The following is an 11,935-nucleotide window of genomic DNA, read 5'->3' as shown; positions in this document are numbered from 1 at the left end:
CTATTTATTTTGTTATAGAGCATCATTGCTAGTTTTCACATTTAGGGACGAAATCTATGAATCTATGAATGCCGCATGATGGGCGGGGAAAAGAGGGCGGAAATGCGCATATTGCATACAGGAGACTGGCACTTGGGCCGAACGCTGGAAGGACGGAGCCGGCAGAAGGAGCAGGAGCAGTTCATTGATGAGCTGGTGGAGATTGCCGACTCTGCGCAGGCGGATCTTATTCTGATGGCGGGAGATGTCTATGATTCGGTGAATCCTCCGGCGGCGGCGGAGCAGCTGTTCTATGATGCTGCTGCAAGACTGACGGCAGGCGGCAGGCCGCTGGTCGTCATCTCCGGCAATCATGACCAGCCGGAACGTGTAGCTTCTGTCTCCCCGCTCGTGCTCAGACAGGGCATTACCCTGGTCGGTATGCCTACTTCGCAGCCGGTAACGGTGCATGCAGTACGGACAGGCGAAACCGCCAAAATCGCTGCGCTCCCTTATCCCTCAGAAGCCCGGCTTGGCGAGCTGCTTGCCGGGGAGAGCGGTGAGGAGGAGCTCCGGCTCGCGTACAGCGCGCGGGTAGGCAAGCTGATGAAGCTGCTGGGCCGGGAGTTCACACCGCAGACTGTGAATCTGGCGATGAGTCATATTTATGTGCTTGGCGGTGTGGAGAGCGATTCAGAGCGTCCGATCCAGGTTGGCGGAGCGTATACCGTAGATCCGTCTGCTTTGTCCTGCGGGGCACAGTATACGGCGCTTGGACATTTACACCGGGCCCAGCGGGTAAAAGGTAACGGGATGATCCGCTACAGCGGATCGCCGCTTGCGTACAGCTTCTCCGAAGCAGGCCAGGCGAAGTCGGTAACTTTGATAGATGTTGTTCCCGGAGGAGAGCCGGTCTTCGAGGAAATCTATCTCCGCTGCGGCCGGCCGCTGGTGAACTGGAGATCCTCGGGAGGGCTGGAGGAGGTTTACCGCTGGCTGGATGAAGGCCGGGACGCTTCAGCCTTTATAGATCTGGAGCTGCGCCTGACGGAAGCGATGTCCATGAATGATATTCAGCGGCTGCGCAAATCGCGGGAAGGGATTATCCATATCCGTCCGGTTTATCCGCAGATGGAGCTTGAGCTGGAGGAGATCTCCCGCTCACGCATGCCCGTGCAAGAGCTGTTCCGCAAATTCTATCAGCGGCAGACCGGGGGAGCGGAGCCGGAGGAGAGCCTGATCAAGCTCTTCCTGGAACTGGCGGAAGAAGAGGACCGGCGGCAGCCGGAGGAAGGAGAGGTGAACTAGCTTGAAGCCGATTCTATTGAAGCTCTCGGGGCTTCAGAGTTACAGGGAACAGCAGGAGATTGATTTTGCCAGCCTGACCGAAACTGGGCTGTTCGGAATCTTCGGCCCGACGGGCAGCGGCAAGTCCAGTCTGCTGGATGCCATTACGCTGGCGATGTACGGCAAGGTGGAACGCGCCGTCAACGGTACGCAAGGCATTATGAATCATTCCGAAGACCAGCTCAGCGTAGCATTCACCTTTGAACTTACTTCCTCGGCAGGTCCCATCCGCTATCGGGTGGAGCGGAAGTTCAAGCGGACCGGAGAACAGTCGGTCAGCAATACCATTAGCCGCTTTATTCAGGTCACTGAGGACGGCGACCATGTCATGGCTGACAAGCTGGCTGACGTTACCCGTTGTGTAGAGGAGCATATCGGACTCAAAATGGATGACTTTACCCGGGCGGTAGTGCTGCCGCAGGGTAAATTTGCTGAATTCCTGTCGCTGCGGGGTGTGGACCGCAGACAGATGCTCCAGCGGCTCTTTCATCTGGAGCAATACGGGGATCAGCTGGCTCTTAAGCTCAGCCGCAGGGTCAAGGACAATGAGGCGGCGCTGCGAGCACTGGAGGCGGAGCAGCAGGGGCTGGGCAGCGCCGGTAAAGCGGATGTCGAGGCAGCGGCAGTACGGCTGCAGGAAGCGGTCCGGCGCGCGGCGGAATGCCGTAAGCTGCTGGAGGCTGCCCAGCAGCGCTCCGAGCGCTTCGCGAAGATCCGCGAGCTGCAGGAGGAGCGTTCCCGCCGCGAAGCGCAGCGGCAGGCACTGCTGGCCCAGGAGGAGAGTATCGTCCTCCTGGAGCAGAAGCTCGGCAAGGCTGAAGAAGCCGAGCAGCGGCTGCCTGCGCTGAATGCCTGGCGCAGCGCAGAGGCCGCCTGGAAGAGCCGGCTGGCCCGGGCGGAGGGCCAGGAGCTGCTAGCCGCTTCCGCGGAGCGGGAAGCGGCGGGGCTTGCCGCGGCCGAAGCTGCGGCGCAGGCTGCGCTGCTGGCGGAGGAGCCGGCCCTCCGGCAGGGGGAGGGCACCTACCGCCGTGCGCTCGAGCTCGAAGCCGAGCTCAGCGGGCTGCGGCGGGAGCGCGCCGAGGTGCTGGCGCGCCGTGATATGGCCTCCGGCGGGCTGGCCGCCTCGCAGGAGCGCATGGCCCGGGAGCGGGAGCTTTTGGCCCGCGGCCAAAAGAAGCAGCAGGAGCTGCAGCAGAGTCTGCAGCCGCTTGCCGTCCGCTCCCAGGAGCGGCAGTCTCTGCAGGAAGCGATGCAGAGACTGCAGGGGCTTCGCTCTGCCGAGACCCAGTGGGACTCGGCGGAGCGTGAGCGCCAGGGCCGCGCGGCGGTGCTCGCGGCGGCCGAAGCGCGTGCTGCCGCCGCCGAGTCCCGGCGGCAGGAGCTGGCAGCGCAGCGCGGCGGGCTGGTCGCCGCGGCCGCGCTGCACCTGGAGGACCTGCGGGCTGCGGAAGCCGCCGCAGGAGAGGCCGCCGTGCGCCTGGAGCAGCACGGCGGCGCGCTGGAAGCCGCGCTGAAAGACCAGGAGCTTCACCGGCTCTCGCTTGCGCTTGCCGGTGAGCTCCAGGCTGGCCTGCCTTGCCCGGTCTGCGGCAGCCCCCATCATCCTTCGCCTGCGTCCTCCCAGGACGACGGCGAACGGGAAGAGCTGGAAGGCAGGCTCCAGCAAGTCCGCCTGCTGGCAAGACGGGCGCTGGAGACGCGCCACCTGTTTCACAGCCTGCTGGAGCAGGACGCGGCATGGCTGGAGCAGGTCTACGGCGAAGGTATGCAAGGCAGTCCGGCGGAATCTCCGGCGGCTGTGGCTCTGGAGCAGAAGGGAGCTGCGGGTGCCGGGTCTGCACAATCCCTTGCGGAGGTTCCGGATGAGAATCTGATGGATGAGCTGGAGTCTAGGCTGACTGCAGGCAAAGCCCGTTCAGGCGGGCTGCGCAGCGGTGCGCTGGAGTGGCAGCGGGTCCTGCAGGAGCAGCAGCAGCTATGCCATAAGGAGGCCGCAGCTGTGCAGGCTGAATCTGCATGGGTACAGGGGCTGGCAGCCAGGGCGGAGGAGCTGAATGTCCAGTTAGGTGTCTTGCGTCAGGAATGGACCACGCTGTTCCCCGAGATGGCACTGAATGAAGCAGAGGATGCCTACCGCGCGATGCTGGCCAAGGATGAGCAGTCCGAAGAGATCAGAGGACGGCTGGAGATCAGCGTGAAATTCCTGGAGGAGAAGAGCTCGGCTGTGCAGGGACTTCAGGAAGAAATCGCTGGTCTGGACAAGGAGCTGACGCATTTACACGCACAGCTTGAAGGCAAAGAAGTCCTGGAGCGCGAGAAAGAGCAGCGCCTGTTCCAGTGGACAGGCGGCCGTCCTGCGGCTGGTTTGCTTGCGGAATGTGAGCAGAAGCTGCAGAAGCTGCAGTCTGCGCTGGAGCACACCAGACAGAGTCACCGCCAGGCTGCGGAGAAGGCACAGCATGAGCTGAAGGAAGCTGCCATTGCCCGGCAGGCGGCAGATTCAGCTCACGAGCACTACACCGAGGCTGCATTCCGCTGGGAGGAGAGCCTGCAGTCTTCTCCGTTTGCCTCGGCCTCCGAGGTGGAAGCGGCAGCTTTGCCGCCGGAAGAACGGAGTGCCGCCGCTGCACATGTGCGGAGTCATCGCGAGGCTGAGGCCGAGGTGAACCTGCAGCTGCGCAGCATTGAAGACAAACTGCAGGGTGCAGTGCTCAGCAGTGAGGAATGGCTGGAGAGTCAGACCGCCCTTCAGCGGTGCAAAGAGGAGGATGAGGAGTCGCTGCAGCACCGGGCGCGCGCCGAGCGCGATCTGGAAGATTTGCAGCACCGTCATGTTCGCTGGATGGAGCTGGAAGGCCAGCGGGTGGAACATGCCGCGCTTCAGGACCGCTTGTCCAAGCTGCAGGCCGTGCTGCGCGGTAATGCCTTCGTTGAATATATCGCCGAGGAGCAGCTGATGCAGGTATGCCAAGCCGCGTCACAGCGGCTGCGTTTCCTGAGCAAGCAGCGGTATGCGCTGGAGGTCGATTCGGGAGGCGGCTTTGTCATCCGGGATGACGGGAACGGAGGCGTGAGACGTCCGGTTTCCACGTTGTCCGGCGGCGAGACGTTCCTGACCTCACTCTCGCTGGCGCTTGCTTTATCGGCACAGATCCAGCTGCGGGGGCAGTATCCGCTGCAATTCTTCTTCCTGGATGAAGGCTTCGGCACACTTGATCCGGAGCTGCTGGATACCGTCATTACTTCTCTGGAGAGATTGCATAATGATCAGCTGGCCGTCGGTATCATCAGCCATGTTCCCGAGCTTCGGGCACGGCTGCCGCGCAAGCTGATTGTTGTTCCTGCTGAGCAGGGCGGCGGGGGTTCGCACATTCTCTTGGAAAAAATGTGAGACTTGGGGTTTGATGTGATGTCAATCACAGAGACACCTTCAAACCCCTGTTATAATACAGCTAAGCCGACATCATTTTTGAAACACCTCGGCGGACGTATGACCGGGAAGATCTCCTTTTCATACGTCCGCCGCCGAATCAGCTTTTTAAGCTGATAAGGGTGTTTCTTTTTTTTTGGATTTTTTGGTGCTCCAGGCAGGGGACGAACCGCGTACAACCGGCCTTTTTATGGATTTTCGAATCTCTTTGCAGAATACAGGGTGCACTTAAATAGAGTGCCATTGCCTCCAAGGAAGTGATTCCTTAGTTATTTACACAGATTACTTTGAAAAGCCGGTTTATCAATAAAAGACATTTAGATCGCACTGACATCCTTGTTTTCTGTTACTGATACAGTTTTCGCTAGTAATAACAGGGCTGTTCCGCAACTTGGCTAAGCCCGTACTTGTAATTACTGTTTTTTAGCGTAATCATCGCTGTTTATATCACAGCCATTGTGTTAAACATAGTTTCATGCTCTTTCCTTGGCTGTGAGATCCCTATGTGATGTTTCGCAGCCCTCCAACTCCCCGGCCGTACGGTAATATAAATATCTATCATCCAAAAGAGCTGTATTCTGCTTCTTCCGCTTTCGTATTCTTTTATAATCCTGTATGATTAGAGACATAAATTTATTGTGGCGAAGACAGCCGGGCTGTAAGACCGAAGCAGGCGCTCCACAAAACAAAGTGTCAGCTTACGAAGCGAGTTTTGTTGCGAAGAGAATTCAGGCAGACATGCTCCACAAAACTTTTAGGAGGAAGCGTTGTATGGAAACCGTCTTTAGCAAAATTATAGAGGGCACAATCCCTTCCAAAAAGGTTTTCGAGAACGAGCGGATTCTGGCGTTCTATGACATTGAGCCTGCTGCGCCAGTGCATGTGCTCATTATCCCGAAGAAATTCATCGCCTCGATGAATGATGTCACGCCGGAGGATTTGCCGCTGATCGGCGAGATTCATGCTGTGGCACAGCAGATTGCCATAGAGCTAGGCATTGCGGAAACCGGCTACCGGCTGATCAACAACTGCGGACCGGATAGCGGACAAGCCGTGCCTCACCTTCATTATCACCTGCTGGGCGGTGCCAAACTGGGCGCCCTTGTCGGCACTTCTGCTTCACATGCTTAGCGGATTTTTCAAAATTAGATAACCAGCCAGAAAAAAGAATAACACGAAGGTTGACACCTTATTTCGGTTTGACCTATAATGAAATTTGATGAACCGTGTTATGCTCTTGGACGGTCTGGTCGGAGGGAGGGAAAACTGGTGTCTGAAACGAAAGTTCGTAAAAACGAGACAATTGATGCTGCACTTCGTCGCTTTAAACGTTCCATCGCTAAAGATGGTGTCTTGGCTGAGGTGAAGAAACGCAAGCATTATGAGAAGCCAAGCGTAAAGCGCAAGAAGAAGTCTGAGGCTGCTCGTAAGAGAAAGTTTTAGGAGGATTACCGAGTCATGAATCTTAGCGAACGATTGAACGAAGATATGAAGCAAGCGATGAAGAGTAAGGACAAGTTCACACTCTCCACCATTCGAATGGTTCGTTCTACGATAAAGTATCTTGAAATAGATTTGAAGAGAACATTAGACGACAACGAAGTGCTTGATATCCTTAGTCGTGAAATCAAACAGCGCAAAGATGCCCTCCAAGAATTTGAATCAGCGGGTCGCGACGAGCTTGCCGCGAGTACGAAGGCAGAAATCGAGATTATCATTAAGTATCTTCCTACGCAGCTTTCCGAAGAAGAAATTAAAGTAATTGTACAGCAGACCATCCAGGAAACCGGTGCTTCTTCGAAAAGTGATATGGGTAAGGTCATGAGCGCGCTGATGCCTAAAGTCAAAGGTCGCGCCGATGGTAAACTTGTGAACCAGGCGGTTCTGCAATTTCTGCAATAATATAACGCTAGCACCCCTTTTATAAGGGGTGTTTTTCGTAATTAAGGGACAGGTATAAGCAGCAGCTTAACTTGTCCTTTTTTTGCATTTTCGCAGGTGACTAATGGAACTTGAGTGTGTTTGAAACGGATTTCCCGGAATGGCGTACTAGGGAGTATGATCTGGGTTATCATGAAGAAAGAAGGGAGGTTAAAACATGAGCAGATTTCGAAAAATGTTACTATCCTTTACTGTCGCAGTTCTGCTGCTGATGCTGGGTATGCCGGTTCTGACTGGAGCTAACGGAGCGGCAGCCCCGGCAGGTGCAGCAGATTCAGGAGCCCAAGAAACTAAGAGCGGACCTGTGTTTATTATTCCGGTAGACCAGGAGATTGAACGCGGACTGCAGAGCTTTCTGGAGCGTGGTTTTGGCGAGGCGGCAAGCTACGGGGCTGTTCTGATTGTGCTGGAGATTGATACACCGGGGGGACTTGTTGACTCTGCCGAGCAAATAGGTACGCTGGTCAGAGACAGCGATATTCCAACGGCTGCTTACATTAAGGGCGACGCCGCATCTGCGGGCAGTTACATAGCGCTGAATGCGGATACCATTATCATGAAGCCCGGAAGCATGATCGGAGCGGCATCGCTGGTTGATAGGAACGGAAACCACGTGGATGATGCCAAAATGGTCTCCTACTGGAAATCCAAAATGGTAGGAGCAGCCGCGCTGAACGGCCGTGATCCCGACATTGCCGCAGGGATGATGGATGTTAATCTGGTGGTGAACAAACCTGAGCTTGGCGTGAACAAAACCGCAGGGCAGATCATTGCTTTGACCAGTGATGAAGCGCTGAAAGCCGGATATGCTGAACATTTGGCGGGTACACCGGAGGATGCTGTGAGCTGGCTTGGGTATTCTACGGAAGATATTTTTTATGTAAAGCATACCGGTGCGGAGAAAATGTCGCAGTTTCTCACCAATCCGGTTGTGATGACCATCCTGCTCTTTATCGGGATTGCCGGAATTGTCATTGAAATGCTGATACCGGGATTTGGTGCTCCGGGGATTATCGGAACGCTGGCCTTTGCCCTTTATTTCTTCGGCAACTATGTTGCCGGCTTCGCAGGGGCCGAGACCTGGCTGCTGTTCATTCTGGGGCTTGTAATGCTCGTTCTGGAGCTGTTTGTCCCTAGCTTTGGGATACTGGGTCTGCTCGGTTCAGTCTGCCTTGTGGCAGGCGTAGTGCGGGCAGCCTTCAGCTATACTCATGCCCTGCTCAACCTTGGGATTGCCTTTGCGGCGGCAGCGGTGGTAATTGTGATTGTCGCAGTAATCTTTAAGGAGCGGAGAATCTGGAACCGATTTATTCTACGGGACAGTCTGACCAAGGAAGAGGGATTTGTGCCTGTACTGGAAAAGCTGAACCTTCTTGGAGCAGCAGGCGTGAGTATCACTCCGCTTCGTCCGGCAGGAACTGCCATGGTCGGCGGAGAACGTGTAGATGTGGTTACTGAAGGCAGCTTTATCAATTCGGGCAGGCCCATTTCGGTCATCAAAGTAGAGGGCGGGCGCGTGGTGGTAAAGGAATCGGCGGAATAAGCTGAGTCTTTGAAAAGCAGAAGTGGATTTTAAAAAAGTAGCGGAGGTTGAGAAAGAGTATGGGTGAAGCGTCTTTGATTCCTATTTTGCTGATCGCGGTTGTCGTGATCATTGTTTTGAGTGTGTTCTTCAGCTTCTTCCCGGTTATGCTGTGGATTTCGGCATGGGCATCCGGTGTAAGAATCAGTATTATTACACTGGTGGCGATGAGGCTGCGCCGGGTAACTCCGAGCCGGATTGTCAATCCTCTGATTAAGGCAACGAAGGCCGGATTAGGCCTTAATATCAATCAGCTGGAGAGCCATTACCTGGCCGGCGGTAACGTTGACCGGGTTGTTAATGCGCTTATCGCCGCCCAGCGGGCCGATATTCCGCTGGAGTTCACGCGGGCTGCTGCGATTGATCTGGCGGGACGTGACGTGCTCCTGGCTGTACAAATGAGTGTTAATCCGCGTGTCATTGAGACGCCGATTGTCGCTGCGGTTGCCAAGAACGGGATCGAAGTGAAGGTTAAAGCACGTGTAACAGTCCGGGCTAATATCGACCGTCTGGTCGGCGGTGCGGGTGAGGAAACAATTATTGCACGTGTCGGTGAAGGGATTGTCACTACGGTAGGTTCAAGTAATTCTCATAAGGACGTGCTGGAGAACCCGGATTCGATTTCACGGACCGTTCTGTCGAAAGGCCTCGACTCCGGTACCGCATTTGAGATTCTCTCGATCGATATTGCGGATGTCGATGTCGGCAAGAATATCGGTGCTTATCTGCAGACGGAGCAGGCAGAAGCAGACAAACGTATTGCACAGGCTAAGGCGGAAGAACGCAGAGCAATGGCGGTGGCCCATGAACAGGAAATGAAGGCCCGGGTCGTTGAGATGAAGGCGCTGGTCGTAGAAGCCGAATCCCAGGTACCGCTGGCTATGGCGGAAGCGCTGCGTGGCGGACAGCTTGGCGTTATGGATTACATGAATCTCAAGAATATCGAGGCCGACACGCAGATGCGCGGCTCGCTCGGTAAATTCAATGATGGGGACGATTCGAACCGTCCGACCAATAAATAAGGGGATGTGAGTTCCCATGGGCAGTTTGATTTATATCGCCGCGATTATCCTTATCGCGATCGTTTCCAATGTGAATAAAGCGGCTAAGAATAAGAAAAAGCCTAACGCGCGTGGCGGCATGCCTGCCTTTGGAGGAGGCGGAGATGCTCCGCTTCGCCGGGCACGGCAGCCTGAGCCTGACCGGGAGGTCGTGCGTCCGCCAGCCTCGGGCAGCGGGTTCCCGGCGCCTGGAGGTTCCTCCTCGTACCCTGGACGGTCAACGGCGTCTTATGAGGAGCATGACCATGAGCTCTCTCCGGCATGGAGAGAATCTCCGCAGATTCCCACACCCGATTATGAGACAGGCGAAGGAATGTCTCTGGAGCAGTCCGAAGATAGAGAAGACAGCGTACAGGCGCGTACAGAGCGTATGCAGCGCGAGCTGGAGCGGCTGCAGGCCTCATTTGACGGTATGGCTGGTCAGGTGAAGGAAGAGGGCTTAGGAGGCGCTGAGGCGGCCCGTGAGCAGAACGGCACATCGTCAGCCCCTCTCCGGAGCAGTCTGGCAACCAACCGTCAAGCCCTGCAGAATGGGCTGGTCTGGTCGGAAATTCTCAGCCCCCCGCGTTCCCGGCGGCCGCATTCTACCCGCAGATAAAGATTTTGGTAAAGCCTCCGGGGCCTTTAAAGGTCCCGAAGGCTTTTTTGTGGTACGCCCAGCATGGGCGTCATCTCTAGGGTGAAAGTCCCGAGCGGGGGCTGGCAAGCGCCTACCGTTAGCCAAGGGCAAGGGTGTCCACCGTGAGGCGGAATCTGAAGGAAGCCGGAGGCAAAAGCACGACCTGAGGTACACGAATCCAATTTGAGGCGGTTGCAGCCGGATGAGTCACCCATACATGACAAAATCCAAAGCTGCCAAGGGCTGCAGCCGTAAACTTGGGCAGGTGCGGGCGGAAAGATGACGTTCTTATCTGGGGAGGCCTGCCGGAGGGGCAAGGAAAAAAAAAAAAACTTGTAACCGTAGCCGAGAGGCTGCGCTGAACCGGCAGGAGTCAGCAGAGGCCATAGTACGTAAACTGCTGCAGCGTTTACGGAAGGGCTGAACCGAAAGGAGAGAGGAAACCGATGCGTTCGCATGAAGTGCAAAGACAGCAGAATATCTCGCAAGAGAGCTTACGGCAAAGAGAAGCGGTGAAGCCGCCAGGGTATGCCGGAGCGCCGAGTTCTTCGTCGGCACAAATCGCCCCTTCCTCTCGCGAAGCAGAGAGCAACTTGCTGGAGCGAATGCTCGAAGGAGACAACCTTCGGCTCGCGTATAAACGAGTGGTACAAAACGGAGGAGCGCCCGGTGTGGACAATGTAACGGTAGCGAATCTACAAGCTTATTTGAAAACACATTGGGAATCGGTGAAAGCCGAACTTCTAGCGGGGGCTTACAGACCTGCGTCAGTCAAACGGGTGGAAATCCCCAAACCCGGAGGCGGTGTAAGGCTACTAGGCATCCCAACCGTTATGGACCGTTTTCTCCAGCAGGCGCTTCTACAAGTCATGAACCCGATCTTTGACGCAGAGTTCTCCTGGTATAGCTATGGCTTTCGACCGGGGAAAAGTGCACATGACGCCGTGAAACAAGCGCAAAGATATATCCAAAGTGGCCTCCGGTGGGTCATAGACCTCGATCTGGAGAAATTCTTTGACCGGATAAACCACGACATGCTGATGGCAAGAGTGGCGCGGAAAGTGATAGACAAAAGAGTACTGATCCTGATTCGTGCGTATCTGAACGCCGGAGTTATGGTGAACGGAAAGCTGGAACGTAGCCGGGAAGGAACGCCCCAAGGCGGTCCGCTCAGTCCGCTTTTGGCAAACATTCTACTGGACGATCTGGATAAGGAATTGGCCGGACGCGGGCTGCGTTTTGTACGCTATGCGGACGACTGTAATATCTTTGTGGCGAGTAAACGAGCGGGCGAACGGGTCATGGAATCGGTTAGCCGATTTGTAGAAGGAAAGCTGAAACTGAAAGTGAACCGGGATAAAAGTGCGGTAGCAAGACCGTGGCACCGAAAGTTCTTAGGTTTCAGTTTCCTGAGTCAGAAGCAGGCAACGATTCGATTAGCTCCGAAAACAATCTCGCGATTCAAGGAAAGAATCCGTGAACTAACGAATCGAACGTGGTCCATTTCCATGGAAGAGCGAATTCGCCAAGTGAACCGGTATGTGATGGGGTGGCTTGGCTATTTCCATCTGGCGTCGGCGAAGAAACACCTCCAAACGCTGGACCAATGGATTCGGAGGAGGCTGCGAATGTGCCTGTGGAAACAATGGAAACGAGTGCGCACACGAATCCGCGAACTCCGGGCGCTTGGGGTGCCCGAGTGGGCCTGTTTCACAATGGCAAACTCACGGCGAGGCGCATGGGAAATGTCCCGGAACACAAATAATGCCCTTCCCACTTCCTACTGGGAAGGGAAAGGGCTGAAAAGTTTGCTTTCACGTTACTTGGAGCTTTGTTAACCTTTTGGAACCGCCGTATGCGGACCCGCATGTACGGTGGTGTGAGAGGACGGGGGTTAGCCGCCCCCTCCTACTCGATTTTTCCGGGCTCCGAAGGCCCCACGAATCTCGCTTCCCATGTGACTTCTGCTCATAAAA

9 protein-coding genes are annotated in these 11,935 nt (G+C 55.7%); all 9 read left to right on the top strand.

Translation table 11 applies throughout. The features are described 5' to 3' along the window. Positions 1–102: 102 nt before the first annotated feature. Positions 103–1,287: an exonuclease SbcCD subunit D gene (locus JRJ22_RS22155; RefSeq protein WP_206101530.1), complete on the top strand. Its 1,185-nt coding sequence runs from the start codon at positions 103–105 to the stop codon at positions 1,285–1,287. Between the two features lies 1 nt (position 1,288). Continuing rightward, positions 1,289–4,717, top strand: coding sequence for an AAA family ATPase (locus tag JRJ22_RS22150; protein WP_206101529.1), 3,429 nt, complete (start codon positions 1,289–1,291; stop codon positions 4,715–4,717). Between the two features lie 810 nt (positions 4,718–5,527). After that, entirely contained in the window at positions 5,528–5,887 is a 360-nt protein-coding gene (locus JRJ22_RS22145; protein WP_206101528.1) for a histidine triad nucleotide-binding protein, read from the top strand. A gap of 138 nt (positions 5,888–6,025) precedes the next feature. Next, positions 6,026–6,199, top strand: coding sequence for a 30S ribosomal protein S21 (gene rpsU, locus JRJ22_RS22140; protein WP_005547957.1), 174 nt, complete (start codon positions 6,026–6,028; stop codon positions 6,197–6,199). Between the two features lie 15 nt (positions 6,200–6,214). Further along, positions 6,215–6,658: a GatB/YqeY domain-containing protein gene (locus tag JRJ22_RS22135; protein ID WP_054941798.1), complete on the top strand. Its 444-nt coding sequence runs from the start codon at positions 6,215–6,217 to the stop codon at positions 6,656–6,658. A 259-nt stretch (positions 6,659–6,917) separates the two neighbouring features. Then, positions 6,918–8,240, top strand: coding sequence for an NfeD family protein (locus JRJ22_RS22130; RefSeq protein WP_408637908.1), 1,323 nt, complete (start codon positions 6,918–6,920; stop codon positions 8,238–8,240). Between the two features lie 59 nt (positions 8,241–8,299). Beyond that, positions 8,300–9,301, top strand: a complete 1,002-nt coding sequence (gene floA / locus JRJ22_RS22125; protein WP_206101526.1) for a flotillin-like protein FloA — start codon at positions 8,300–8,302, stop codon at positions 9,299–9,301. 16 nt (positions 9,302–9,317) lie between these two features. Next, positions 9,318–9,938, top strand: a complete 621-nt coding sequence (locus tag JRJ22_RS22120) for a hypothetical protein (RefSeq protein WP_206101525.1) — start codon at positions 9,318–9,320, stop codon at positions 9,936–9,938. Positions 9,939–10,405: 467 nt separating this feature from the next. Further along, entirely contained in the window at positions 10,406–11,797 is a 1,392-nt protein-coding gene (gene ltrA, locus JRJ22_RS22115) for a group II intron reverse transcriptase/maturase (RefSeq protein WP_206101524.1), read from the top strand. Positions 11,798–11,935 lie beyond the last annotated feature (138 nt).

Source organism: Paenibacillus tianjinensis (assembly GCF_017086365.1).
Lineage (GTDB): Bacteria > Bacillota > Bacilli > Paenibacillales > Paenibacillaceae > Paenibacillus_AQ > Paenibacillus_AQ tianjinensis.
The sequence above is the reverse complement of the archived record's forward strand: the minus strand, read 5'-3'. Positions and strand labels throughout refer to the sequence as shown.

Coding starts and splice junctions, on each gene's coding strand:
- JRJ22_RS22155 (WP_206101530.1), top strand. CDS start 103: ATGCGCATATTGCATACAGGAGACTGGCACTTGGGCCGAACGCTGGAA.
- JRJ22_RS22145 (WP_206101528.1), top strand. CDS start 5,528: ATGGAAACCGTCTTTAGCAAAATTATAGAGGGCACAATCCCTTCCAAA.
- JRJ22_RS22135 (WP_054941798.1), top strand. CDS start 6,215: ATGAATCTTAGCGAACGATTGAACGAAGATATGAAGCAAGCGATGAAG.
- JRJ22_RS22130 (WP_408637908.1), top strand. CDS start 6,918: ATGCCGGTTCTGACTGGAGCTAACGGAGCGGCAGCCCCGGCAGGTGCA.
- floA (WP_206101526.1), top strand. CDS start 8,300: ATGGGTGAAGCGTCTTTGATTCCTATTTTGCTGATCGCGGTTGTCGTG.
- JRJ22_RS22120 (WP_206101525.1), top strand. CDS start 9,318: ATGGGCAGTTTGATTTATATCGCCGCGATTATCCTTATCGCGATCGTT.
- ltrA (WP_206101524.1), top strand. CDS start 10,406: ATGCGTTCGCATGAAGTGCAAAGACAGCAGAATATCTCGCAAGAGAGC.